The following is a 26,122-nucleotide window of genomic DNA, read 5'->3' as shown; positions in this document are numbered from 1 at the left end:
TTTTATGCGACTAGTTATAGAATGTCCATTTTCGGAAAAAAATAAGCCAGTTCCGGACAAAATGCAACACTCTATACCAGTGAGTGCAAGTATTTTTTATCGTACAGTCCAGCTACCACGTATAGGGCGAGCAAAAGATGCTAAAACTGCAATGAGACATATTTCTATAGATACAGCCCAATAAATATGTCCTAAAATCTCGCTAACTAATTCATAACCATTTAAATTCCAGAGCCAACCAACTTTACCCTCATTATATGAGGGATGACGAAATCCAAATAATGGGATCATTATTCCATGAGCAAATATTGTGATCAAAACACCATATAATACACCATAAAACATTCGAATTTTAGGCAGATAAGCTGATATAAAGACGTATACAAAAGCGAACGCAAAACTAAATAACCAATGGTATAAGGTTACAGCACCACCGACCAATGATCCCTGATAAAAATAATCAAGAGAATGAGAATTGATGCCTAACCAACTAAACCACGCATCAATATTCGCTGCTGGTGGTGATATTTCTCCTGCAACTCTCGGGGGCATATTCACTTCAGAGCCCCATTTAACTAATGAGCTAATGAAGCCACCAATAATAGTTCCCCAAACAACTATCTTTAAATTTATCTTATTACTCCACATAAATACCACCTCATGTAAATTTACAAGTTTTTATTTTTACACCAAATAACATTAAATTTACAGTTTTAAAATAATTTGAATTTAATTAATTACTAAAACTATTTAATTGTTCGACTAAATGCTTGTTCTGCCATACTTTCCTCAACAAAACACTTACTTATCAATATTTCATAGAACGGCTTCCAATTTCTACGCCATGTTCTTTCATTAAGGTCAGGTACTAAATGTCTTATTGCTTTAAATGCTACAGATGACGGTACACGATTGAAGCCACGCCCAGCACAACGAGAACAATCTTTATAAACTGGTGTCACTTGTAATTCACTCTGAACTTCATCTAAGACCTTGCCCTCCCTTTACAACGACAACGGTTTATTAATTGGCTCTTACTATTACATGACTCACAAATCACTTTTTTAGTTTCCACAACATCGCGCTCTGTATTGGTATATCGCTTGGGCTGGCTCTTGGAAAATGACGGAAAAATAGCTTCCCTCGTTGAATACTTTGTTGTAGTAATTTTTTTATCAAGCATTCATTTCCCACTACATGCTGAACACTGGCAAACCGAACCTGCTGATCGAGCGTAATCCTCAAAAGTCATTTTAGACAGAACAATTAAACAGTAGCCCAATTTATTGCCAGCAGCTTTGCGAACTAATTTAGGCGCTATTTTTAGCGCATATTGAGTCAAGCCCTCCACGGTAGAAAATTTATCCTCTTCACTGACATCATTTTTAGCCAGAAAGGCTGTCATCCCAAACTTAGCTCGTGATTCGGTCATCCCGATCGCAGCCATAATATCAGTACCCGTTAAACGGTCTGGTGACGTACAACTGGCTGAGTCACTAAATGTGGGTGACTTAGGATGGAAGTTCTTTAGTGCATTTACTAATTTCATGCTGCCGGCCTATAAATCATCCCACTGAGTACGTAATGTTTTCGCACATTGAACGTTCTTTTTCCAGAATGCATCTTGGCTAACACGTTTATAGAATTGGCAAATCTCCTTGTGAGTGCGCCCGTCTTGGTTAACCATCAAGCGAACATCGTTAGCCCACTCTGTGAAATTTGGCTCTTTCGGCTCTTGCAGTCCAAGCTCTTTGAATACTTCACACTTGCGGCTAAACAGCCATTCAGCGCACTTAAGGTCATCCGCAGATCCCCATTTCTGTAAGTTAGTCCTGTAAATCACTACCTCTGGGTAACGATTTAAAAAATCAATTTTTGACTAATCGCTGGATTCGTTAGAATTCTGCGATGAAGGATTAGTTACTGATGGATCTTGTTTTAAAGTTACTGACGGATCACCCCAGATTCTGACGGCTCAGGTTTTGAGGGAACAGATTTTGACGGGTCAAAATCTGCTGGTTGAGGAAATGCAATACGTGCCGCTGAAGCCAGCTTCTCAACATTCAGTTGATAGATATTACTGGCATTACGGTTGCCTTTACGACGCTTCTCTATAGATAACCAAATGCGGATTGGTATTAACCCTATCCACTTTCTAACTACCCTGAATCAAAACAGGTTTTCACAACACTAAAACGGATTTTATCTATTTTATACTAAATGTTATTAATTTTATCGAACACTCAACATCCAAAAAAAACAAAAATAAAATTAATTACAATAACTTACCTAACTGTAAAACTTTTGCAATATTATATGCCGCTTGTTGCACGTTCTCCGCCCCCTGCTTTAATGCCTCATCTAACGGGCTTAATCTTGGCAAAATACTGAAAAAAGCATCGATACCTTCTTGGTGTAGTGCTTCAACGCCTTTACCTAATACACCACTTAATGCAATAACAGGGACATTGTGTTTGGCCGCAACCTTGGCTATTCCTAAAGGCGCTTTCCCCCCTGCCGTTTGCCCATCCATGCTACCTTCCCCCACAATAACCAAATCGGTATCAAAGATTTCTTGCTCTAACTTCACTGCATCAATAACGATATCAATGCCGGGTTTAAGCTTAGCATTCATAAATGCAGCGGCAGCAACAGATATCCCACCAGCAGCACCTCCGCCAGATAAATGCCTAAAATCATGCCCTTTAATTTGTTGGATAAGCTCAACAAAACGATTTAAACCTTTTTCCAATTCCAATACCATTGAAGCCGTTGCCCCTTTTTGTGGCCCGAATATCATCGCAGCACCCCGCTCTCCAACCAGAGGATTATCTACATCACAAGCCACTTCGATCATACAGTGTTGCAATTGAGGAGACAGACTTGACGTATCAATCGTTGCGATATGATTTAAAACTTCACCGCCCAAACCAAGTTTATTTTGTTGATTATCATAAAAAACAACACCTAGGGCTTGAAGCATACCGACACCACCATCAACGGTTGCGCTACCGCCAATCCCTAAGATGATTTTTTTCACCCCTTTTTCAAGCGCATCTTGAATTAGCTGACCTGTTCCGTAACTCGTCGTCAGCATTGGATTACGCTGCTCTGGACTAACTAGCATTAATCCGCTGGCCTGAGCCATTTCAATAACAGCGGTTTCGCCATTGTGTAATAAACCATAGTAAGCACTTACCATATCCCCTAATGGGCCTTTAACCTCAAGTGATACTCGCTCACCACCTGCGGCTGCAATCAATGCATCAACAGTTCCTTCACCACCATCAGCAATCGGTAAACAAAGGTATTGGGCATCAGGGAATACACTTTTAAATCCTTTAGTTATGGCATTTGCGGCACATTCTGCACTCATGCTTTCCTTGAAAGAATCAGGGGCTATGATAATTTTCATATATGGCTACCTATAGAACGGTTAAGTAATCAGTTAAATAATATTGTTAATTTCGAAAAATATTATCGGTTATCAAAATACACATTCATTTTTACAAATGCGCGCATATTACTGATAAATAGATTAGCTTATTAAATTGAGAGAATTATATTCAGCACCACTTTCTAAAAAACGTTTTAGCACTGAGTATAGCCATTAACTTCTATTCGTCATTGTATCAAAAAAAAATAATTGATAAAGATTTAATTGGAAAAATTTTCCAATTATTTTTTCATAAAAAAATCAATAAGCTGCATTTAAATCAAAAATAATAAAGCATTAAAACAAACTTAAAATGAATCAAACTTCATTAAAATCAAGAAGAAATAGAGTAAATTAACTTAAATTGAACAAAACATCTCAAAAAAAATACAAAAAAAGAAATAATAAAAAACTAAATATTTTATAACGTATTGTTTATTATGTTATTTTGTTAAAAAAAGCGCTCCAGATCTATTTTTTGGAAAAATTTTTTAAATTTATATTGCATCCATCAGTTAACGGTGGCTATATTGAGTTCAAGAATTAATTCCTGGGTAGTCAATATAATTAATTAAACTGACGCTAATAACTATATATAAACCATTAGTTATTAAGTTGATGTATATATAAAAAATAATATTATTTAAAAAATTAAAACAATAACTTTATTACTTTATTAAAAATTCGATTAGTTAAATCTCTCGCTTTCAAATTTAAATTATATGCGTGGAAGGACTCATATATGAACTATTCAGAAGAAAAAGAGATTTATCGTGAACGTGGTTATACAAATGATTTATTACCTAAAACACCGGAGCAACGAACATGGAAAACATTTAACTACTTTACGCTATGGATGGGTTCCGTACACAATGTCCCAAATTATCTAATGGTTGGCGGTTTTTTTATTCTAGGCCTTTCTACTTTGAACATTATGTTTGCCATCGCACTAAGCGCAATATGCATCGCTTTCGTTATGGTAATGAATGGTGCGGCGGGGTCTAAATATGGTATCCCATTCCCGATGCTACTTCGGGCATCTTATGGAATTAAAGGCTCACTCTTTCCTGGCGTATTAAGAGGCTGTATTGCTGCTATTATGTGGTTTGGCTTACAATGCTTTACTGGTTCATTAGCGCTATTAATATTAATCGGGAAAATTTGGCCTGAATTTTTAAATATAGGCAATGGTGAAACCTATATGGGGGTTACCATTCCAGCCTTTATTGTTTTCATCATTTTCTGGGCAATGAATGTTGCCATAGGACTAGGTGGAGGCAAGGTATTAAATAAACTTACTGCCATTCTTAACCCCTGTATTTATATTTTGTTTGGTGGTATGGCAATTTGGTCAGTTTCTTTAGTGGGCATTCAACCTATTTTGGATTATATCCCAAATGGTATTAGTGAAACGCCAAGTAAAGTATTCTTTTTCTTTATCGTTATTAATAGTGTTGTCGCTGTCTGGGCAGCTCCTGCGGTAAATGCTTCTGATTTCACTCAATATTCGACTAGTTTTAAACAACAAGCCATTGGACAAACCGCTGGCCTGTTAGTGGCTTACTTGCTCTTTGCCATTAGTAGCGTATGTATTTTAGCCGGCGCCAGTATTCACTACGGCGTTGATACATGGAACGTACTTGATATTGTTCAAAAATGGGATAGTTTATATGCCTCACTCTTTGCGGTAGTCGTTATTCTGATGGCGACAATTTCCACCAACGCTGCTGGTAATATTATTCCTGCAGGATACCAAATTGCTGCACTGTACCCATCCAAACTCACTTATCGTCACGGCGTTATTATTGCCAGCGTTATCAGCGTATTAATCATGCCTTGGAAACTAATTGAGAATCAGGACAGTATTTATACTTTCTTGGATATTATTGGCGGTATTTTAGGTCCAGTTATTGGTGTCATGCTATCGCATTATTTCATCGTAATGCGTACAAATATTAATTTAGATGTCTTATATACCCGTGCAGGCGATTATAAATTCTATGAGCACGGATTTAATATTACCGCTTTCGTTGTCACTGTTATTGCAGTTATTTTCTCCCTTGGTGGAAAATTCATTCCTGTATTAGAGCCTATATCACGAGTGTCTTGGTTTGCTGGCGTCATATTGGCCTTTGTTCTCTACTCTTTATTCAAAAAAGACACCACTAAGGTGGTTGAAAATAAAGTAAAAGCTACGAATGATTCAGATATCGGCATAAAAAACCCAATGTAATCTGAATTAAATACCCTATTCAGCCCGTTTTAATATATTGAAAACACGCTGAACAGTAATGTTAATAAATGAAATTATAATCTTATCTAAGGAATACCCTATGTCATACGATTTAATCATTAAAAACGGTACTGTCATTCTTGAAAACGAAGCAATTAAAACAGATGTCGCGGTAAAAAATGGCAAAATTGCCGCTATTGGCTCTGGTTTATCTGGTGCAAAAGAAGAAATAAACGCCGAAGGCCTAGTCGTTTCACCAGGTATGGTTGACTCTCATGCCCACATTTCGGAACCAGGAAGAACACATTGGGAAGGCTATGAAACAGGGACGCGTTCAGCAGCAAAAGGTGGCATCACAACTATCATCGAAATGCCATTAAATCAGCTACCTGCAACCGTTGACCGTGAAAGTATTCAAATAAAATTCGACGCTGCCGCAGGTAAACTGTCAGTAGATGCAGCCCAATTTGGCGGTTTAGTCTCTTATAATCTCGATAGACTGCACGAGCTAGATGAAGTGGGTGTTGTTGGCTTCAAATGCTTTGTTGCCACCTGTGGTGACAAAACTATTGATAATGACTTCCGTGATGTTGATGACTTTCAGTTTTTACGTGGTGCAGAAATTATCAGTAAATTTAACGACTCTCGTGTATTAGTTCACTGTGAAAATGCATCAATCTGTGATGAATTAGGTCGAGAAGCTGAAGCTCAAGGACGCATAACTGCTCACGACTATGTAGCCTCGCGCCCTGTATATACTGAAATTGAGGCAATTCGCCGCGTGCTATATCTGGCAAAAGTGGCTAATTGCCCAATACATATTTGCCATATCAGTAGCCCTGAAGGCGTTGCTGAAGTGACTAAGGCACGTAATGAAGGACAGGATGTTACCTCAGAATCTTGCCCTCACTATTTTGCCTTAACAACTAATCAGTTTGAAAAAATTGGTAATTTAGCAAAATGCTCACCACCGATTCGTGATGAAGCGAACCAAGAAGGCATGTGGGAAAAACTGTTTAATGGTGAAATCGACTGTTTAGGTTCTGACCACTCACCATGCCCACCAGATATGAAAGCGGGTCATGTATTCAAAGCTTGGGGTGGAATTGCAGGGATGCAAAGCTGTGTTGACTTGATGTTTGATGAAGCAGTGCAAAAACGTGGAATGGAACTCCCATTATTTGCCAAATTAATGGCAACTAATGCAGCTAAGATCTTCGGCCTTAAGCATAAAGGCTCCATTACCGTTGGTAAAGATGCAGATTTCGTGTTCATCAAGCCAAACTCACCTTATGAATTAAAAGCTCAAGATTTAGAGTATCGCCATAAAGTCAGCCCTTATGTAGGGCGCAAAATAGGTGCACAAGTTGCACGCACTATTTTACGCGGAGAAACTATCTACGATATTAATACTGGTGTTCGTGAAACGCCTATCGGGCAATTTATTTTAAAACACCAACAGTAATATGATGTAAATAATACAGCACACTCTTTACTGGGTGTGCTGTATTGTTATTTATAACAGGATGTAATTTATGTTTAGTTTGAACAAAGATAATATGTTATCAGGCTTGCAATGGTTCTTTTTTATTTTCTGTAATACAGTCGTTATACCTCCTACATTACAATCTGCATTTCATCTGAGCAATGCCACCACTTACACAATTACCCAGTATGCTTTTTTAGCCACATCACTGGCTTGCTTAATTCAAGCTATTTTCGGACACAAGCGCTCTATCATGGAAGGTCCTGCGGGGCTGTGGTGGGGAACGATTTTATCTGTTGCATTTGCAGAGTCTGCTCAAGGAACACCATTAGAGGTTATTGGTGGTAGTTTTGCAGTCGGAATTGCCATTGCAGGGATCATCACTGTCATTATCGGTTTGAGTGGGGCAGGAAAGTATTTGGCTCTGCTATTTTCGCCTGGTGTGATGGCAGTATTCATGCTGTTACTCGGCGCTAACTTAATTACTATTTTTTTAAAAGGTATGTTGGGCTTACCTTTTAGTGCCACAACAGATATTGTCCATATTAATTTCAATACATTCTTGTTAGCTTTATTTATCATGGTATTGATCATTGGAATTATTGTCTTACTCCCTCGTCATATTAATAAATATGCTGTACTGATTGGCTCAATATTGGGTTGGTTATTATTTTCAGTTATCTTTCGAAGTGGCTCAACAGGCGTGAGTGGCATTGGCTGGCAGCTATTCCCTCTCGGAAAAATTGAAACTATCAATTATGGTATTGTCACAACCTGTGTTATTGCCTCACTACTAAATACGTCCAATACGTTTGGCGCGATTAAGGGAACAGATTTATTTCATCCAGATTCGCCAGCAACGCCAGCCATGTATCGTCGTAGTTTTATTAGTTCTGGTGCGCTCACTTTTGCCTGTTCACCACTAGGAATTGTGCCTTTCGCGCCATTTGTTTCTTCAATAGGGCTCATTACTCAAACCAACGATTTTAGTAAAAAGCCCTTTATTATTGGTAGTTTGTTATTCTTTGTTATTAGTTTCGTTCCCGTTTTGTCAGGGTTCTTTTCTACCTTTCCTTTAGTGATCAGTAGTACCGTGATGATGGTCACTTACTTACCTCTGCTTTGGTCTTCTTTGTTATTTATTCGTATTTTAGATTTAAACCCGCGCAATATTTATCGGCTTGCTTTGCCTATTTTTATTGGCATATTTTTGATGAGTGTTCCTCCAACTTACATGCAAGATATTCCATTGATAGTAAGGCCTATCATCACAAATGGGTTATTAATGGGAATTATTATTTCTATTATCCTTGAAAATATATTTAAGTGGGATGCTATAAAATAGAAAAGATAAATAAGTAAGATTTTATAGAGGTAATATGCATTAATTATATTACCTCTTTTTTATTCACTTAATGCTATGCAAAAAAAAAGCCCCAGATACATGGGGCAAATAAACGACTAGTTAAACTGTTTACTACTTACATTTACACTTAAAACATGAGGATCATTACATTCAAACAATTAGACTAAGTATTAGTCTCCTAATTTATGGTTAGCCATAATTTCAATTGCCTTGATTAAGGCTGAATGGTCATTATCTTGACCGCCATGTGCGGCACATAAATTGAAGAGTTCCTGACAGGTCGCGGTATTCGGTAAGCTCATCGATAATGCCTTCGCACCCTGTAAAGCAAGATTTAAGTCTTTTTGATGTAAAGAGATCCTAAATCCTGGGTCAAATATGCGTTTTACCATGCGCTCGCCATGAACTTCAAGGATACGCGAGGATGCAAATCCGCCCATTAATGCTTCACGAACGCGTGCAGGATTGGCCCCTGCTTTTGACGCAAAAACTAATGCTTCAGAAACAGCTTCAATGGTTAATGCAACGATAATTTGGTTGGCAACCTTACAGGTTTGCCCATCCCCATTTCCGCCCACCAAACTGATATTTTTACCCATTAATTCAAATAGCGGTTTTACCTTAGCAAAAGTCGAGTCTTCACCACCCACCATAATGCTTAATGTGCCTTGCTTAGCGCCAACTTCACCACCGGAAACCGGAGCATCTAAATACTGGCCACCTAATTCATTGACTTTTCTTGCGTATTCTTTGGTTTCAATCGGGGATATGGAGCTCATATCCACAATGATTTTGCCTTTCAACGCTGTAGATGCACAGCCGTTCTCACCAAATAGTACCTCCCCAACGTGAGGGGTATCTGGCACCATAACAAAGATAATATCAGCGTTTTCAGTCACTTCTTTAGCTGATGAAAATGTCTTTGCCCCTTCATCTGTAAGATAAGCCGGAATTTGCCCACGAGTATTTACAGCTAGCTCATGACCACCCTTTAATAAGTTAGCAGCCATTGGGCCACCCATAATTCCTAAACCGATAAAGCCTAATTTCATGATACTCTCCTAATTATAAATACGGTTTCATCCAGCCTAAACCCGCTTCTGTTGTCGTCGCAGGCTTATATTCGCAACCGATCCAGCCTGTGAAGCCCATCTGTTCTAGCTGTTTAAATAAATAGGTATAATTAATCTCACCCGTTCCTGGCTCATGACGGCCAGGGTTATCTGCGAGTTGAATGTGGCAAATATGCTTTAATAAACGTTTCATTGTCTCAGTTAGCTCACCTTCCATTCGCTGCATATGGTAAATGTCATATTGGAAGTAAATATTGGCATGACCGACACGCTTAATTACATCTTCGACCTGAGCTGATTTATTCAAATAGAAACCTGGAATATCGTATGTATTCACGGCTTCTACCAGTAAACGTATATTCTCTTTTTCTAACTGCTCAGCCGCATAACGAAGATTTGCTACGAGGGTTTCCATCGTTTTTTCTTCACTAAGAGATGAGTCTTTACGCCCCACTAAGCAGTTAATTTGTTTACAATTCAAGACGTTTGCATATTCAATTGCTTTTTTGACGCCTTCTTGAAACTCTTTTTGTCTTTCAGGCAAACAAGCAATGCCTCTTTCGCCACCATTCCAATCACCCGCTGGAAGGTTAAAAAGAACTTGAGTCAGTTTATTTTCATCTAACTCTTGCTTGATAGACTGTGCTGGAAAATCATAAGGAAACATATATTCTACGGCTTTGAAGCCATTTTTAGCCGCCAATTTAAAGCGCTGCATAAACTCTGCTTCAGTAAATAACATGGATAAGTTAGCTGCAAACTTGGTCATTTTCTCGCATCCTTATTTATATTGATAAAATGCGGTCGCGGTTGGCACATCGGCTTCAGAAGTTGCTATCTCTTCGAATTCAGTCACATTATCCAACTCGGTTCCCATGGAGATATTTGTGACGCGCTCTAGAATGATTTCCACAACAACAGGCACACTGAATTCTTTCATGAGTTTTTCAGCTTGTTTGAATGCTGGCGCAATATCTTCTGGTTTAAAGACACGAATAGCTTTACAACCTAAGCCTTCAACCACTTTGACGTGATCAACACCGTATTCACCAATGGCATCATTATTGATATTTTCAAAGGAAAGCTGGACGCAATAATCCATATCAAAGCCACGTTGTGATTGACGGATCAGACCTAAGTAAGCGTTGTTCACTAATACATGGATATATGGCAATTTGAACTGAGCCCCGACCGCCAATTCTTCAATCATAAATTGGAAGTCATAATCCCCTGATACGGCAACGACCTTACGTTTAGGATCAGCGGCACATACCCCTAATGCAGCAGGTAAAGTCCAACCTAATGGGCCCGCTTGACCGCAGTTGATCCAGTGACGCGGTTTAAAGATATGCAACATTTGAGCGGCTGCAATTTGCGATAAACCAATGGTTGTGACATAGCAAACATCGCGGCCAAATGTTTTGTTCATTTCCTCATAAACACGCTGTGGCTTCACAGGTACATTGTCAAAATGCGTTTTACGTAACAGAGTACGTTTACGCGCTTGGCACTCATCTACCCATTTGCTGTAATCAGGTAAAGCACCCGCTTGTTTACGTGCTTTTGCTCGCTCAACCAAGAGCGCTAACGCCGCTTTAGCATCGGAGACAATCCCTAAATCAGGGCAGAAAATACGGCCAATTTGTGTAGGCTCGATATCAATATGTACTGTTTTACGGTCACCAACATATTTTTCTACAGAACCAGTGTGTCGGTTCGCCCAGCGGTTACCGACGCCTAATAAGAAATCAGATTCTAATAAAGTGGCATTTCCATAACGGTGAGCCGTTTGTAAGCCCACCATACCTGCCATTAATTTGTGGTCATCAGGGATAGTTCCCCAACCCATTAAAGTTGGAATGACTGGCACGTTACAGATTTCAGCTAACTCTTGCAGCTTATCTGCCGCGTCCGCGTTAATAACGCCGCCACCGGAGATAATCAGTGGCTTTTTCGACGCGAATAACATATCCAGTGTTTTATCAACCTGAGCAACTGTTGCCGCTGGCTTGTAAGCAGGTAATGGTTCATAAGTCTCTGGGTCAAACTCAATTTCAGCGACTTGCACATCAAAAGGTAGGTCAATTAATACGGGTCCAGGACGACCAGAACGCATTAAATGAAAAGCTTGCTGCAATACTCGAGGAACCAATGCGGGCTCTAACACCGTTGTAGCCATTTTGGTGACCGGTTTTGCGATAGATTCGATATCGACTGCTTGGAAATCTTCTTTATGCAATTTAGCTCTTGGTGCTTGGCCTGTAATGCACAAAATAGGAATTGAATCAGCAGAGGCGGAATATAATGCTGTGATCATATCCGTTCCCGCAGGACCTGATGTACCAAGACACATTCCAATGTTACCCGGATTTGCTCTCGTGTATCCCTCAGCCATATGAGAAGCACCTTCTACGTGACGAGCAAGATAGTGTTTGATCCCACCATGCTTACGCATCGCACTATAGAATGGGTTTATTGCGGCTCCAGGAACACCGAATGCGGTTGTGATCCCTTCTTTTTCCAGTACATACATTGCAGCATCAACTGCGCGCATCTTAGCCATAACAACTCCTATTTGGAAAATTTTTCCAACTTTATTTTTTGTCTAAAAAAACCGTTTTAAAAACGGATTATCTATGTATTCTGTACTCGTTGGTTGGTCAGCTCATTGATCACCTGCTAACCACCTGTTAAATAGCCTCTTTTTAGCGGATGATTAACACCCGCTGATCTCTGGTCTTTATGATTGGCGCTCACCTAATGCCGCGCTGATATCCGCAGCAACGTCACGAACCAGTTCCCCTAGCTCAGTAAAACGTTCTTCAGTTACCCTTGCACTAGGGCCCGAAATAGATATTGCTGCTATCACTGAATTATTACGATCAAATATAGGTGCCGCTAAACAATTAAGACCCAGAGCATGTTCTTCATTATCAATGACATAACCCAGTTCTTGATAATGCCCTAACGCCTTTCTCAACACATTAATGCTGGTGATAGTTTTAGGGGTGAATTCTTGTAAACCAGAGCGTGTGACAAGCTCTAACATTTCCTCTTCATCAAGTGGGAACAATAATGCCTTCCCAGCCCCTGATGCATGTAATGGTAAACGACTCCCCAACGGTGCACACATTCTCACTAACGCATGACATTCGCATTGGCGAATTAAAACAGCATCTAAATTATTACGAATAGCCAAGTTTGCCGTTTCCCCTGATAGCAACATTAGCCTGCGCATAAATGGCCCAGCAACTGATACGACGTCCCTATCATTCATATATGTGGCCCCAACTGTGAATGATTGCAGACCGATATGCCACCAGCCAAGCTGTGAGTCTTGAAAAATAAACTCTGATTGCTCAAGGACTTTCAGCAAGCGAAATGTCGTTGATAAAGGCAAACCTAACTGCTCAGATAAAACAGAGACTGATGAGCTACCACCTGAGTTAGCCAGAAATTGAAGAATATCTAACCCGCGCTCAAGTGCTTGCGCACCTTTTGGCGAACTTTTATCTGTCTGTGGTCTTCCTTTTGTGCGTGGTTCAGTCATTTATTTTTACCTTTTATGTTTGCTATCGGCAGAAAGGAATTATATTACCTAGCCCTTATTGCCCAATAGAGTAGTTAAGGAAAAACTATTTGACAAGGCTCAGGGAGATCCTTAACGACACAATTGTCAGCACCGCCTCTATCTACCGTTAAAAAATCCGTTTGTGATTGAAATGCATAAATCGGATGATGCCAAACATCACGGTGATAGTTTACACCCTGCTTACCATTGGTGATAAATGCTCGTAAGGTATCAACTGGGATATCATCCCCTGGCTCAGCAACCACCACAATGAAACGCTCACCATTCATTGGGATAAAAGCTTGGCTGGAAAGCGGATGCTTTTCTAAAAGCTTAACATTCATTGGCATATCAATAGGTTCTGAACGGCTAATACTCATCAGAACGGGACTTGCATCTGTAATCTCTGCCTTACCTAAAGCATGATAACGTTCTGTCGTACCATCATTGATATGAAAAAATTCAGATCCTTCAACTTGGATGACGTCTCCATAGGGGGCAAACGCTTCCGGTGTCAGATCAGATAGAACAAGTTCCATTATTTTCTCCTAACACACTAAAAATTTTAAGCCACTATTTTGTACAACCACCTACATGACAAAATCAGTTTATCAGGTTGTATTACATTTAACATCATTTTTTGGAAAATTTTTCCATAAAAAATCACAGGTCACAGTTTTTCATTTTAATTTTATATATAATTCCTTAATATTCAGTAAGATAATAATTACTAACAATTCTCCAGAATTTATACTTATCACTTTCAATTATGATGAAGCCTACTTAATGGATGACGTGAAACAAAATGCAGATCTAAAAAATATTATAAATTGGTTTTTCCTTTGACTTTAGGGAGATACAAACATGTTAGATCAAGAAACGATGACAACCTTTATCACTGTTGCGCAGTGTCAGAGCTTTTCTCAAGCCGCAAAACAACTCTACAAAAGTACTGCAACTATCAGTTACCGGATCAAAATCTTAGAAGAATATGTTGGAGTCCAGCTTTTCACTCGAACGACACGAACCGTTAACCTAACATCTGCGGGGGAATATCTCCTTGAACATTGCCGCGAATGGTATAACTGGTTAAGTAATATGCCAAATCAGTTACGGCTGATTAATGAAGGTGTCGAGCAAGAAATTACGATTGCAATTAATAACTTACTCTATGAGCCAAATGCCGTCGCTGACCTACTCCAACACCTAACCGAGCGCTTTCCTTTCACCCGCCTTAATATCACTCGGCAAGTGTATATGGGGGTATGGGATGCCCTACTCAGTAACAAATGTGATATTGCAATCGGTGTCCCAGGTTCTGAATCATTGGACAGCGACATGAATACCTTGTTTTTAGGCAAAATCAATTGGGTCTTTGCAGTTGCCAATCAACACCCACTTGCCTCTATTGATGGTATTCTTAGCGATGAACAACTGCGTTGTTACCCGACTATCAATGTGGAAGATACCTCGCAAGTTTTATCCAAACGCACTGCATGGCTATTATCAGGCCAACGAGAAATCAAAGTGCCTGATATGAAAACCAAAGTACTCTGTCACCTAAAAGGAACGGGGATCGGCTTTTTACCTGCCTCTATTTGCAAACCCTATATTCAAAACCAACAACTGATTGAGAAATCAATAAAAAGGCCTAGAAGACCGTCCCCCTTATCCTTAGCTTGGAATAGCAATCAGCAAGGGGAAGTATTAAAAACGGTCGTGAAACTGTTCAAACTGCGCGATCCCATCATCCAAAGCTTGCTGAGCCCAATTGACCCAGCAACAAAATAACGTTGAATGAATTACAAAATATCCAGATATTGCTTATGTGTTGGCGGTGGAAAGCTTTCATCCAATAAAGCAATATCGTCGTTGTCTAATACTAACTGGCAAGCGTGCGCATTTTGCAACATATGCGCCCTGCTACCTGACTCAGGAATAGCAACGATCCCATCGCCACGGATCACCCACGCTAATGCAACCGTTGCTGGCACGACCTGATATTTTTGCGCAATCATCTTCAACGTTGGATGTCTAAGTAATTGATTGCCGCTGCCGAGTGGTGAATAAGCCATTAATGGCATTTTTTTATGCCGACACCAGTTAAGTAATGAATAATCAATACCGCGGCTACCAAGGTTATATAGCACCTGATTTGTCGCACAATAACGTCCACCCGCGAGGTGATCGTACATATCTTGCAGTTCATTGATATCAAAGTTAGATATTCCCCAATAACGAATTTTCCCAGCAGATTGCAGTTTTTCGAAACCATTAATAGTCTCTTCGAGAGGAATGTCGCCAGCCCAATGCAGCAAGTAAAGATCAAGCCTATCCGTTTTTAACCGGCGTAAAGATGCCTCACAAGCATTAACTAATGCTTTACCTCCGGCATTGAAGGGATAAACTTTTGATACTAAAAACGTTTCATCGCGTCGTCCTGAAATTGCTTTACCAATTAACTGTTCAGAAGCCCCATTGCCATACATTTCAGCGCTATCAATTAATTTTAAGCCTACATCAAGGCCTGCTTGTATCGCTTCAATTTCTTCTTTTGCACTTTTCCGCTGCTGCCCCAAATTCCAACTACCCATGCCAATTGCGGGTAAAACATCATGACCAAATGAAACGTTTTTCATTAATACTTCCTTGATTATCAAAGCAATTAATCACTATGGTATAATTCTAGTGCCTGCCTCTCCTTTCAAGATAGCATCTATTTGCTTTAACGCACCAATATAAGCAGGTTTACCAGAACGCTGTACAAAACGGCTGACCGCCATCAATTTCGGTCCCATAGAACCATCATCAATTGCCATAGGGGCAACCTCTGCTACCGTTGCGCATCTAATCACGCTTTGCTCAGGAGTTCCCCAATTCCGATAGACGGCATCCGCATCGGTTAGAATAATTAGGTGGTCAGACTCAAGCACTTCTGCTAATAGTGCGGAGGATAAATCTTTATCGATAACCACCTCACTCCCACAAAATCCATTATCCTGCTGAATAACAGGAACACCACCGCCACCATTACAGATGACAATATGCTTTTGATCTAATAAGCATTTGATGGCATCAATTTCCAGAATGGCTTTAGGTTGAGGAGATGGAACAACCCGACGATAATATTTGCCATCGGGTTTAATCGCCCAACCTAGCTCAGCTTCTAAGCTTTCTTTTTCCTGCTTGTCATACACAGGGCCAATGTATTTAGTGGGGTTTTGATAAGCAGGGTCATTGCTATCAACTTCAACACGAGTGAGCAGCGTTGCTACTGGCTGTTTAGGGTGCTTGCGTCCCAGTTCTTGCATCAGCATATATCCAATCATTCCCTGACTTTCGGCCACTAAAATATCCAAAGGATAAGCAGGAACATCGGTATAAGCTAAATTTTGCAAGGCCAATAGCCCGACTTGAGGCCCATTGCCATGTACAATCACCACACGATATTTTTGTGCAAGTTGCCCCAAAGTACCCGCAATCGATGCGATAGCTTGGTATTGATTTTCAGCGGAAAGCACTTCTCCACGCTGCAGTAATGCATTGCCACCTAAGGCGATAACAATAGTTTCCATGTTTGTCCTTGTTTATTCGCGAACGTTAACCCATTTCATCCATACCCGCTAACCACACGCCTATTAACGTATCCGCACCAGAAAAATGGCCGACCTGAAGCAGCAAGCGAACCGCCTGTGATAATTTCATCGGCTGCACTAACGCAGTTGCTAATGTTTGTAGTGGAGTAGAAAAGATGCCCTGGGAAGCAAAACGTAAATAGTTCACACTGACCAGAGTCGTTAATGACCCTAAAGAAGGAGTATCTTGAAAAAAGTTTGGTAAGCTGTCGCTGTCAATCTCTGGATTAAGAAAGGTGACCAATAGCATACCTATTAAGATATCATCAAAGCTTGGTGTTAACCCCGGCCCTCTTCCAATTATCGACTGCCAATCAATACGTTCACCTTGAAGGTATCGTTGATAGTTTGCTTTTAATTCTTTTAGCTCTCGACATAATGGGCCGGTTGTCGCTTCACTCAAACTGCCGTGTAAACCACTTTTCGCTTTCGATTGCCTTAAGATATCCCATAGCGCTGTAAACGTTCCATCAGGGAGTTTTTGTGGCACCAACTTGAGCGATAAGTGTTCTTTTGGCGCAATGAGTTGCCAGTTAGGGCTGACCAATCGATCGTTTTTATACTCAACAAACTCATTCTCATCATTAAAAATAGCTTGAAAATCAGTATCAGAGACCATCCAGCCCATTGGGCTTAATCCTCGACCATAGCGATGTAATGTCAATAATTCACCTGAAGGAGTGACAAAATTAAGTGCATGATTAAAGCGTCCAACGCAATTCAATATTCCTGTTTCTTTAGGTAAGTGAGCGCTAACGGACAGTGCTTGCATGATCATTTTTAAACTCCTTCAGAGTGAAAATTATCGATTTATTCGCTGATACCCATTTTTTCAGCTAGCGCAACAATCGCTTTTTCAAAGCAAGCCAGTGGTGCTCTTACCGTACCCGCACCAATCTGACCAATCCCTGCTTCTTTATGTGCGATCCCTGTATTGATGAGCGGTGTTATACCCGTTTCTACGACTCTACGCGCATCCAGCCCAATACACGCGCCTTGGAAATCCCAAGTCGGAATTTGCAGCATCATGTTATGTTCTAAGTAAATTTCAGTCATTTCCTCAGACACATCTAATGCGGCGCTCATACCACCACTTGCACCAACAAAACGTGTAACACCCGGTGCTGCTACCATCGCTGCACCGCCGATACCGAACGCCTCAGTGATTGCGCTGTCACCAATATCTGGGTTGGCATCAGCTTGGCTGTAACCTGAGAAAAAGAGACCTTCCGGTGTGTTAACTGGCGCAGTAAACCACTGATCACCCATACCGCTGATTTTCACACCAAAGTTTTTACCATTACGCGTTAATACGGTCACAATGGTGCCATGCTGAATTTCAGCGCCAGCATCCATCGCCGATTTGCAGTAAGCCATTGCAAGATTGAGGAAAAATTGGTCTGTGATACTTAAAAATTGCATCACTTGCTGAAGTTCAGTTTTATCGATATCCAGCGCACTCATGATTGGTGCCAGTTGTCTTAATAACAATGCTGAAGTGGCAATGTTGCGTTGGTGGAATTCATCACCCATGGTAATGCCTTGTGCCATCACCGCCGTTAAATCAATGCCATTTTCTAACGTTTGTAAGGTTTTTTTCAGAACAGGACCTAATGAATCACGCATCCAGCGATGACGTACTTGCACATCTTCACCATATGCCCCAAAACGCATGACTTTACCGATTCCTTCATTCATGTTGCAGTATGCAACGTTGCCATGGGTCATATTCTTGACAACTAACATAGGCATGTTGGCGGAAGTAATTCCCCCCATTGGCCCCACTGCTTTTACACTGTGACAAGGAATAAATTCAATCTCGCCATTATTCAATAGGTTAAGTGCTTGATCTTCATTATCGGCCCATTTCTCGAATAAACACGCACCGATACAAGCACCACGCACTGGACCACTCATTTCTTCCCAAGTTACAGGTGGGCCCGCATGCAGTAATTTTTTGCCTTGTTGCAAAGTTGGGATGAGATCTTTTGCAGGTTCAACACTTTGCCAAAAAGGACGAGCGGCACGAATACGTTCAATTACTGCGGTATTTGCTTCTTCAATCGTTGAGTACATATCCAAACCCTTATTTCAATTTTTTCAGAATATTAGCTAATTTTTTATTCCCACCAGCGACTGGAGCCCACTGGTAGTGAACAACTGGAATATCATTGGCTTGTAAGTCATCCGCAAAGCTGCGTACGCCCGCGTTAATGACCGAAACGCTTTGCAGGATATCTTGTTCTTTTTGGGGGAATACAATCACAGGTGGAGAGATAATATTGCATGCCAGCGTCACCGCTTCAGGCAGTGAATTCATCACCGCAATACCGGCCTCTTCTAGATAAGCGATTTGTTCGGAGCGCACTTGAGGATCTTGCTCAGTCCCCGTCACGGTAGCGATAACCGCAATCGGTGAGCTACTTGGACGACTTTCTCTTAATACTTTGATTTCTTTGGCTAGTGTTTGCGCGGAATCTATTTGAGCACCGTAACCAATAACCACATCCAGCAATAACACCCCAACATCATTTTTCTGAGCAAACGCAGCAATTTGCTGGTTGCGAGTAGAAGGGTCAATCATTGGGTGAGGCTTGCCTTGTGTATAAAAGTCATCACCTAAATCAATAATTCTGTGGCCATCTTGATTAAGCATCATTCCCTGATCGTGAGCTGCGTCTGTTTGCAGTCCTAATTTTTCTGCCAATAACATTGCGCACTCAGCCGCGAGTGTCCCCCCAGCATATAGGCCTGAAATTTTCTTGCCCTTTGCTTGCGGTTGAAATGCTGCTGCTTTTTCAACACGGCCAAGCATGGCCGCAACACGTGCAGTTTCATCCAATGTTTCAGTAAAGTATAAATTTCCATCCTGTTTGATTTCGGGTTTTGTCCCGAGGAATAATGCGACAACTGGTTTTCCTTGAGCCTTAAGCTTATCAATCACTTTGCTACGGATTTCTTTGGCTGGAGGCTTAGAAACAAAGGCGATAACATCACTCTGCGGATCAGATGCGAGTAATTCAATGGCGGTCATGGCACTGACTCCACCAATTTCCGCCGTTAAATCACGACCACCTAATCCAATCGCATTGGTGATACCTTGTCCCGCAAGCGTAATTTGAGATATCAGCTCTTGAATACCAGTTCCCGATGCCCCAATAATGCCGATGTTTCCTTGTGGTGCTACGTTAGAAAACGCTAATGGTGCCCCGGCTAAGTAAGCCGTACCGCAGTCTGGTCCCATCACTATCAGACCACGTTCGCTTGCTTTCAGTTTTAATCTACGCTCATCCGCTTGCGACACATTATCGGAGAACATCATGACGTTACAGCCATCATCTAATGCTTGGTCAGCCAGCTCTGCGGCAAACTCCCCTGCAATAGAAACTAATACAACATTGGCATTTGGAAGCTTATTCTTGGCCATTCGCCAACTACGAACACGCTGGAGTTTTTTCCCCGTTTGCTGCTGTCCTTGAGCCAATGCTTTGAGTGATTCATCCAGCGCTTGTGCAATTTCATCAACAATAGCGGTATCTGCAGATTCGGTTTTAATCGCAACACAGATATCATTCGGTGTTGCGTCATCAAAGGATGAATGCCAAAATCCGGTCGCATCAAGTAACGACTTATTTGCTGGTGTTCCCATCATGACGGAGATTTCTGAAACATTTGGAGATTCACTTAGTTTTCGAGATATCAGCATTAAGCTCACTGAATCTTGGAAGCTCCCTTTTTTTATGAAAGCATGGATCATAGTGACATCCTTTAAACAACTTTTATTAATTGAAGTTTTATTTACTCAATATATGAGATGAAAAAGTAAATAGGCATTTATTGAAAAATAAAATTACAAATAAACCTTACAAATAAGTTGAGAATGCTCACACTTTATATATTGTTAGAAATTCCTTTAAAATACACTGGACATTAAAAGAAAAAACACCAAATTTAAAACTATTAGATTCGTTCTAATAATTAAGGGGCTATTTGCATAATTTTTTATAAAATCAAATAAAAATAATCTAGATCACATTTATAGATAATTTAGTTGTTACATTGGTATCAGCAAAGAGTTTTATTAAACTTCGAAAACACTAAAGGGTTATTTATGTATGAAAGTTTCTAAAGAAAAACTCCATCAGCTCATCGCTAATAAAATCCATGCAGCAGGATTATCTAAAGATCATGCTGATATCGTTTCTGATGTTCTTGTCCATGCCGATGCAAAGGGTATTCACTCCCACGGTGCAGTGCGTGTCGAATATTATGCAGAGCGCATTTCGAAAGGTGGCACAAATAACTCACCTAATTTTACTTTTGATAAAACAGGTCCTTGTAGTGCTGTCTTTGACGGTGATAACGGCGCAGGCCACGTTGCTGCAAAACTGAGTATGGACGAAGCCATTAAAATGGCAGAAGAAAATGGGATTGCAGTGGTAGGAGTGCGCCGTATAGGTCACAGCGGCTCATTATCTTATTTTGTTCAACAGGCTTCTAGTGCTGGCATGATAGGTATTTCAGTTTGTCAGTCAGACCCGATGGTGGTTCCTTATGGTGGTGCTGAAACCTACTATGGTACTAACCCTATCGCATTCTCAGCGCCGGGTGAAACAGATAATATCACTTTTGATATGGCGACTACCGTACAAGCCTGGGGCAAAGTGTTAGATGCTCGTTCAAAAAATGCAAAAATTCCAGATACTTGGGCTGTAGATAAAGACGGTAACCCAACAACAGATCCATTTGCAGTAACGGCATTAGTCCCAATTGCAGGGCCTAAAGGTTATGGCTTGATGATGATGGTCGATATTCTCTCCGGTGTATTACTTGGACTGCCTTTTGGTAAACACGTCAGTTCCATGTACCACGATTTAACGCAAGGAAGAGAGCTGGGCCAATTACATATTGTTATCAACCCTGCTTATTTTACTGACCCTGTGATGTTCCGCAAACACATCACTCAAGTCATGAATGAACTCAATGCCGTTAAGCCTGCTCCAGGCTTCGATAAGGTTCAATTCCCAGGACAAAATAGCTTAGCAAGAGAAAAACAAAGTGAAGTAAATGGTATCGATATTGTCGATGAAATTTATGATTATTTGGTTTCTGATGATATTTACCAAAAATCCTATGACAATAAATCACCATTTGCCAGCTAAATAAATACGGAAATACGATGATTAATCGGATCTCCTGCCAATATTTATTGCATCGTTCTACCCCTAATCACTCGATAAATAAGAGATTAGGGGTTCCTTGCCAAATATAACAAAGATACAGTAGAACCATTAATTATTTTCTTTTGCCTATGAAAACAAATATCGCGCTTTAGTGACAACACAAACTGTTTTGTTGCTACAGCACACAGTATAAAAATCACTAGGTGGTATGAATATGAAGGACTTTACAAAAGAAGTTAAAGAAACTTCAAATTGGCTGTCTCAACACGGCGCGGTAGAAAATAATGGCATGACGCGCCTGCTTTATACTCAAGAATGGGTTAGTGCACAAAGAGCGTTAAAAAATGCATTCGAAAGTTCAGGTCTATATGCCTATTACGATGATATTGGCAATCTGTTTGGTCAACTCAAGGGCCGTAAATATCCAGATCAAGTGATTTTATCAGGATCACATATCGATACCGTTATTAATGGTGGAAATCTAGACGGGCAATTCGGAATTGAAGCCGCCTTTATAGCTTTAGATTATCTGCAAAAAACATATGGCCAGCCACTCAGAACATTAGAGGTTGTTTCCTTAGCGGAAGAAGAAGGTAGCCGCTTCCCTTACGTGTACTGGGGTAGCAAAAATATTGTCGGTATCGCCAAAAAGGAAGACGTTAAACATATTTCAGATGCTGAAGGGGTCAATTTTGTCGACGCAATGTCGCAAGCTGGTTTTAAATTTCGCCCCGCCAACCAAAAACCTCGCAGTGATATTAAAACCTTTGTTGAATTACATATTGAACAAGGTAACGTTCTTGAACGTGAACATATTACAATTGGCGTTGTGAATAGCATTGTTGGTCAACGTCGTTACAATATAACCTTAAAAGGTGAAGCCAATCACGCAGGCACAACGCCAATGGGGTATCGTAAAGATACTATCTGTGCCTTCAGCCGTATTTGCTATGAATCCACTGAAAAAGCCAAACAGTATGGTGACCCATTAGTACTCACGTTTGGTCGAGTAGTTCCCCACCCAAATACGGTGAATGTGGTCCCAGGCCAAACTGATTTTACGATTGATTGTCGCCATACCGATAAAGCAACGCTAGTTGAATTCACCGCTATGATAGAGAACGATATTCAACGAATTTGCGCTGAAATGGGTATTGAGGTAAAAATCGATCTCTGGATGGACGAAGCACCAATTCCAATGGATGAGCAGCTAGTTACTTTCGTAAAAAAAATTTGTGATGAAAATCAATATAGCTATAAAGTCATGCACAGTGGTGCTGGCCATGACTCACAAATATTTGCCCCTATTGTTCCAACCGTCATGATGTTCGTTCCCAGCATTAAAGGGATCAGCCATAATCCTGCGGAAGCCACTACATTAAGCGATCTCGCTGAAGGAGTGAAATTACTGACGGAAGTTTTATATAAATTGGCCTATCTGGAATAGATGTTCTGCAACATATAGCCAAAACAACAAATAATGAAATTACTTAGGAGAGGTTAAAATGGGTTATTTAGATAATCAAATTGGCTACCCAAATGATATTTTGGCGTCACGTGCAATTATCAAAAAAGATAATTATGCCATCATTCCACCTAACGGGGTTGTTTGTAATATCATTCCCGGTTTTACTGACTGTAATATGACAATTTTATCCACCCCAAAATTAGGAGCTAGCTTTGTTGACTACGTCGGAACCTTATTCAATGAAGGTGGTAACTTAGCGGGTTTTGGTGGCGGTAAAATTGAATGTATTATTTATGTCATTGAAGGCGAACTAATTGCTTATTCTGATAAAGATGAACATAAATTAACCCAAGGTGGTTACCTGTATTGCCCAGCGGGTGTCACCATGCGCTTTAAAAATAATAACAAGGGTAACCCTTCACAAATATTTTTATACAAACGCGTTTATGAACCAACAGAGGGCCATAAAGCACACGTGGTTTGTGGTAACGTCAATGAGCTTCCTAAAATTGATTATGAAGGAATGCACAACGTTCATTTACAAGACTTATTACCTAAAGACCTTGGTTTTGATATGAATATCCATATTCTAACCTTCCAACCAGGTGCTAGCCACGGTTATATCGAAACCCATTATCAAGAACATGGTGCGTTAATATTATCGGGTAAAGGTATGTATAACCTCAATAATGATTGGGTTCCTGTCAAGAAAGGCGATTATATTTTTATGGCATCATATGCACTGCAAGCAGGTTATGCTGTTGGCGACGAAGAATTTAGCTATATTTATTCTAAAGATTGTAACCGTGATATTGAACTATAATTTCAAATAACTATTTTGCAATTCATTATCTATATTCTAAATTATTTGAATTGTAAGAAAACAGAATAGTCTCACTCGCAATCAAAGGCATTAATAAATAATGCCTTTGATTTCTTTAAAATTAAAATCAACTTTACCATTATATAAAGGAATAGATATGAAATTAATTAAATGCGCTTTAATTTCTTTGCCTTTGTTACTTTCTGCACACTATGTAACTGCCAGTCAAGTTTATAATATTGATGAAGTAAATAAAATGAGTGTTAATGATTACGAAAAAACATTCTCGAATATTTTTGAAGATACAACGTGGCCTATTGTCGAGAGTGCCTCTAAACGCCCTTTTACTGGGTTTGTTAATATGTATATTGATCTTGTTAATGTGGTTGAAAAATCGGGAGCAGAGAAACAATTAGAGCTCATTAAATCTCATCCTCAATTAGCGTGTAAAAATTTGCGCAATAATAACATCGCAGCCTTATCACAAGGGGAACAATCAGGTGCTGGGCTCAATGAATGCACAGAGGAAGAGGCCAAAGAACTAGCTAAATTAAATAAAGAATATAATGAAAAATTTGGTTTCCCTTTTTTATTGGCCGTTAAAAAAGCCTCTAAACAACAAATTTTCTCTTCTCTTAAAACCAGAATCAATAATACCAGAGATCTAGAATTTAAAATTGCCTTACAGCAAGAATACAAGATTGTCCTATTTCGTTTATTAGATACCGTTCAATAATCACATTTATGTTATTTCAACTAAGGACAGTTCAAAATGAATATGAATAGCAGCCGTAGAAATTTTATACTCGGAGCATCGGCTTTAGCGACTATAGCGGTTACCCAAAAAACTATCGCATCTACCGACTCAACGGCCAATAATTTAATGAAAAAAATACGTTTATTAGTCATTAATCCAAATACTTCTGAGAAATTTACTCAGCTCATCGTCTCTGAAACACGTAAAGCTGCAGGAGATAATGTCGAGGTTGTTGGGCTAACATCCAGTTTTGGGCCTGACTATATCGGCAGCGAGGTTGCTATCGGTATCGCAATGCATTCACTCATTGATATGATGGCTAAACAACTTAAAAAAGACGCACAATTTGATGCCGCGATTATTGCAGGTTTCGGCTGCGGCGAAGCCTCTATTTTACAAGAGATGGTGCCTTTTCCAGTCATCGGCTTACTCGAAGCATCTCTGTCCACTGCCCTGCTATTTGGACGTAAATTTTCAATTCTCTCGGGAGGCGAAAAATGGAAGCCTATTTTGGAAAAACAAGTTGAAAATTTTGGCCTAGCAAACCGGTTAGCTTCCGTGAGAACTGTTTCAATGACAGGTGCAGAAATCGTTAACAATCCAGATAAAGCTTATGAAATGATAGTGAAACTCAGCGATACCTGTGCACAAAAAGATGGGGCATCCTGTGTCATTTTGGGGGGAGCTGCACTCGCAGGTTTCCCCGCAATCCTTCATGAGCGAGTAAGTGTTCCACTGATTGATAATCTCGCAGTAACCATTTCAACGGCACTCACTCTAGCAAAGTACGTTCCCCAGCCAAATCGTAACCAGCAAACGCCATCACCTAAAATGGGCAGCCAAAATTTATCACCAGAACTTTCTGATTTTCTTTTAAAAAAAACAACAGATTAGTTAAAATTACACCAATGAATTTATCGAAGGTACTATTAATATCTATATGAATACGTCTCAATTAATGAAGATGGATATTAAAACTTATGTTAACCGAAAAATATTATGGCCCGCATTAGGCATGTGGGCCTTTTTTAGTTTAATTTATAATAGACTAATTATAATTTACCTTCAGTAAAACCCATATTTCACACTAA

Annotated in this window: 22 protein-coding genes and 1 pseudogene; 9 read left to right on the top strand and 14 right to left on the bottom strand. The window is 40.0% G+C overall.

The annotated features are described in order from the left end of the window. Positions 1-96: 96 nt before the first annotated feature. The 4 genes and pseudogenes from PR767_RS17065 to PR767_RS17045 form a co-directional block, all read right to left on the bottom strand. Complete coding sequence (locus tag PR767_RS17065) at positions 97-648, bottom strand: YagU family protein (RefSeq protein ID WP_004261499.1); 552 nt, start codon at positions 646-648, stop codon at positions 97-99. A 98-nt stretch (positions 649-746) separates the two neighbouring features. Continuing rightward, a pseudogene (locus tag PR767_RS21285) lies at positions 747-1,549 on the bottom strand (antitermination protein Q). 9 nt (positions 1,550-1,558) lie between these two features. Then, positions 1,559-1,843 (bottom strand): hypothetical protein, encoded by a 285-nt coding sequence (locus tag PR767_RS17050; RefSeq protein WP_272520659.1) that lies wholly within the window; start codon positions 1,841-1,843, stop codon positions 1,559-1,561. A gap of 432 nt (positions 1,844-2,275) precedes the next feature. Next, entirely contained in the window at positions 2,276-3,415 is a 1,140-nt protein-coding gene (locus PR767_RS17045; RefSeq protein WP_272520658.1) for a glycerate kinase, read from the bottom strand. Between the two features lie 763 nt (positions 3,416-4,178). Between PR767_RS17045 and PR767_RS17040 the strand changes: the two genes are divergently transcribed. From PR767_RS17040 to PR767_RS17030, 3 genes are all read left to right on the top strand, one after another. Beyond that, a complete protein-coding gene (locus tag PR767_RS17040) occupies positions 4,179-5,669 on the top strand; it encodes an allantoin transporter (protein WP_004261518.1) in 1,491 nt (496 codons plus the stop codon). A gap of 100 nt (positions 5,670-5,769) precedes the next feature. After that, positions 5,770-7,134 carry an allantoinase AllB gene (gene allB, locus PR767_RS17035; protein ID WP_094962126.1) on the top strand — a complete coding sequence of 455 codons (1,365 nt, stop codon included), beginning with the start codon at positions 5,770-5,772 and terminating at the stop codon, positions 7,132-7,134. Positions 7,135-7,204: 70 nt separating this feature from the next. Next, entirely contained in the window at positions 7,205-8,500 is a 1,296-nt protein-coding gene (locus PR767_RS17030) for a uracil/xanthine transporter (protein ID WP_004261525.1), read from the top strand. Between the two features lie 191 nt (positions 8,501-8,691). Here the strand turns inward: PR767_RS17030 and glxR are convergent, their stop codons facing one another. From glxR to PR767_RS17005, 5 genes are all read right to left on the bottom strand, one after another. Beyond that, positions 8,692-9,573 carry a 2-hydroxy-3-oxopropionate reductase gene (glxR, locus tag PR767_RS17025; RefSeq protein WP_110592100.1) on the bottom strand — a complete coding sequence of 294 codons (882 nt, stop codon included), beginning with the start codon at positions 9,571-9,573 and terminating at the stop codon, positions 8,692-8,694. Between the two features lie 13 nt (positions 9,574-9,586). Further along, positions 9,587-10,363, bottom strand: a complete 777-nt coding sequence (gene hyi, locus PR767_RS17020; protein WP_004261532.1) for a hydroxypyruvate isomerase — start codon at positions 10,361-10,363, stop codon at positions 9,587-9,589. Between the two features lie 12 nt (positions 10,364-10,375). Beyond that, a complete protein-coding gene (gene gcl, locus PR767_RS17015) occupies positions 10,376-12,157 on the bottom strand; it encodes a glyoxylate carboligase (protein ID WP_196719143.1) in 1,782 nt (593 codons plus the stop codon). Between the two features lie 177 nt (positions 12,158-12,334). Next, positions 12,335-13,144: an IclR family transcriptional regulator domain-containing protein gene (locus PR767_RS17010; RefSeq protein WP_094962123.1), complete on the bottom strand. Its 810-nt coding sequence runs from the start codon at positions 13,142-13,144 to the stop codon at positions 12,335-12,337. Between the two features lie 74 nt (positions 13,145-13,218). After that, complete coding sequence (locus PR767_RS17005) at positions 13,219-13,704, bottom strand: ureidoglycolate lyase (protein ID WP_004261541.1); 486 nt, start codon at positions 13,702-13,704, stop codon at positions 13,219-13,221. Between the two features lie 325 nt (positions 13,705-14,029). On the opposite strand from PR767_RS17005, the gene allS reads away from it, so the two are divergent. Next, the gene (gene allS / locus PR767_RS17000) at positions 14,030-14,956 is read left to right on the top strand and encodes an HTH-type transcriptional activator AllS (RefSeq protein ID WP_196719142.1); all 927 of its coding nucleotides are present in this window, start codon (positions 14,030-14,032) and stop codon (positions 14,954-14,956) included. Between the two features lie 11 nt (positions 14,957-14,967). Here allS and PR767_RS16995 read toward each other — a convergent pair whose 3' ends face one another. The 5 genes from PR767_RS16995 to fdrA are packed head-to-tail and all read right to left on the bottom strand — an operon-like array spanning position 14,968 to position 20,557. Beyond that, positions 14,968-15,804 (bottom strand): aldo/keto reductase, encoded by an 837-nt coding sequence (locus PR767_RS16995; protein ID WP_004261547.1) that lies wholly within the window; start codon positions 15,802-15,804, stop codon positions 14,968-14,970. Between the two features lie 33 nt (positions 15,805-15,837). Further along, positions 15,838-16,740, bottom strand: a complete 903-nt coding sequence (locus PR767_RS16990; protein WP_104872849.1) for a carbamate kinase — start codon at positions 16,738-16,740, stop codon at positions 15,838-15,840. A 25-nt stretch (positions 16,741-16,765) separates the two neighbouring features. Further along, positions 16,766-17,578 (bottom strand): DUF2877 domain-containing protein, encoded by an 813-nt coding sequence (locus PR767_RS16985; protein WP_104872850.1) that lies wholly within the window; start codon positions 17,576-17,578, stop codon positions 16,766-16,768. Positions 17,579-17,610: 32 nt separating this feature from the next. Then, complete coding sequence (locus PR767_RS16980) at positions 17,611-18,876, bottom strand: DUF1116 domain-containing protein (RefSeq protein ID WP_094962122.1); 1,266 nt, start codon at positions 18,874-18,876, stop codon at positions 17,611-17,613. A gap of 10 nt (positions 18,877-18,886) precedes the next feature. Then, complete coding sequence (fdrA, locus tag PR767_RS16975) at positions 18,887-20,557, bottom strand: acyl-CoA synthetase FdrA (RefSeq protein WP_196719140.1); 1,671 nt, start codon at positions 20,555-20,557, stop codon at positions 18,887-18,889. Positions 20,558-20,915: 358 nt separating this feature from the next. On the opposite strand from fdrA, the gene allD reads away from it, so the two are divergent. The 5 genes from allD (at position 20,916) to PR767_RS16950 (ending at position 25,925) form a co-directional block, all read left to right on the top strand. Next, the gene (allD, locus tag PR767_RS16970) at positions 20,916-21,962 is read left to right on the top strand and encodes an ureidoglycolate dehydrogenase (RefSeq protein WP_004261559.1); all 1,047 of its coding nucleotides are present in this window, start codon (positions 20,916-20,918) and stop codon (positions 21,960-21,962) included. A 235-nt stretch (positions 21,963-22,197) separates the two neighbouring features. Next, positions 22,198-23,430 (top strand): allantoate deiminase, encoded by a 1,233-nt coding sequence (gene allC, locus PR767_RS16965; protein ID WP_036958433.1) that lies wholly within the window; start codon positions 22,198-22,200, stop codon positions 23,428-23,430. A gap of 58 nt (positions 23,431-23,488) precedes the next feature. Then, complete coding sequence (gene allE / locus PR767_RS16960) at positions 23,489-24,274, top strand: (S)-ureidoglycine aminohydrolase (RefSeq protein WP_196719139.1); 786 nt, start codon at positions 23,489-23,491, stop codon at positions 24,272-24,274. Between the two features lie 157 nt (positions 24,275-24,431). Further along, complete coding sequence (gene uraD / locus PR767_RS16955) at positions 24,432-25,010, top strand: 2-oxo-4-hydroxy-4-carboxy-5-ureidoimidazoline decarboxylase (protein ID WP_228367522.1); 579 nt, start codon at positions 24,432-24,434, stop codon at positions 25,008-25,010. Between the two features lie 36 nt (positions 25,011-25,046). Then, entirely contained in the window at positions 25,047-25,925 is an 879-nt protein-coding gene (locus PR767_RS16950; protein WP_094962118.1) for an aspartate/glutamate racemase family protein, read from the top strand. The last annotated feature ends 197 nt before the right edge of the window (positions 25,926-26,122 follow it).

Source organism: Providencia sp. PROV223 (assembly GCF_028479245.1).
Classification (GTDB): domain Bacteria; phylum Pseudomonadota; class Gammaproteobacteria; order Enterobacterales; family Enterobacteriaceae; genus Providencia; species Providencia rettgeri.
Note: the sequence above shows the minus strand (reverse complement) of the source record. Positions and strands in the feature narration are given on the sequence as shown.

Coding starts and splice junctions, on each gene's coding strand:
- PR767_RS17065 (WP_004261499.1), bottom strand. CDS start 648: ATGTGGAGTAATAAGATAAATTTAAAGATAGTTGTTTGGGGAACTATT.
- PR767_RS17045 (WP_272520658.1), bottom strand. CDS start 3,415: ATGAAAATTATCATAGCCCCTGATTCTTTCAAGGAAAGCATGAGTGCA.
- PR767_RS17040 (WP_004261518.1), top strand. CDS start 4,179: ATGAACTATTCAGAAGAAAAAGAGATTTATCGTGAACGTGGTTATACA.
- allB (WP_094962126.1), top strand. CDS start 5,770: ATGTCATACGATTTAATCATTAAAAACGGTACTGTCATTCTTGAAAAC.
- PR767_RS17030 (WP_004261525.1), top strand. CDS start 7,205: ATGTTTAGTTTGAACAAAGATAATATGTTATCAGGCTTGCAATGGTTC.
- glxR (WP_110592100.1), bottom strand. CDS start 9,573: ATGAAATTAGGCTTTATCGGTTTAGGAATTATGGGTGGCCCAATGGCT.
- hyi (WP_004261532.1), bottom strand. CDS start 10,363: ATGACCAAGTTTGCAGCTAACTTATCCATGTTATTTACTGAAGCAGAG.
- gcl (WP_196719143.1), bottom strand. CDS start 12,157: ATGGCTAAGATGCGCGCAGTTGATGCTGCAATGTATGTACTGGAAAAA.
- PR767_RS17010 (WP_094962123.1), bottom strand. CDS start 13,144: ATGACTGAACCACGCACAAAAGGAAGACCACAGACAGATAAAAGTTCG.
- PR767_RS17005 (WP_004261541.1), bottom strand. CDS start 13,704: ATGGAACTTGTTCTATCTGATCTGACACCGGAAGCGTTTGCCCCCTAT.
- allS (WP_196719142.1), top strand. CDS start 14,030: ATGTTAGATCAAGAAACGATGACAACCTTTATCACTGTTGCGCAGTGT.
- PR767_RS16995 (WP_004261547.1), bottom strand. CDS start 15,804: ATGAAAAACGTTTCATTTGGTCATGATGTTTTACCCGCAATTGGCATG.
- PR767_RS16990 (WP_104872849.1), bottom strand. CDS start 16,740: ATGGAAACTATTGTTATCGCCTTAGGTGGCAATGCATTACTGCAGCGT.
- PR767_RS16985 (WP_104872850.1), bottom strand. CDS start 17,578: ATGATCATGCAAGCACTGTCCGTTAGCGCTCACTTACCTAAAGAAACA.
- PR767_RS16980 (WP_094962122.1), bottom strand. CDS start 18,876: ATGTACTCAACGATTGAAGAAGCAAATACCGCAGTAATTGAACGTATT.
- fdrA (WP_196719140.1), bottom strand. CDS start 20,557: ATGATCCATGCTTTCATAAAAAAAGGGAGCTTCCAAGATTCAGTGAGC.
- allD (WP_004261559.1), top strand. CDS start 20,916: ATGAAAGTTTCTAAAGAAAAACTCCATCAGCTCATCGCTAATAAAATC.
- allC (WP_036958433.1), top strand. CDS start 22,198: ATGAAGGACTTTACAAAAGAAGTTAAAGAAACTTCAAATTGGCTGTCT.
- allE (WP_196719139.1), top strand. CDS start 23,489: ATGGGTTATTTAGATAATCAAATTGGCTACCCAAATGATATTTTGGCG.
- uraD (WP_228367522.1), top strand. CDS start 24,432: ATGAAATTAATTAAATGCGCTTTAATTTCTTTGCCTTTGTTACTTTCT.
- PR767_RS16950 (WP_094962118.1), top strand. CDS start 25,047: ATGAATATGAATAGCAGCCGTAGAAATTTTATACTCGGAGCATCGGCT.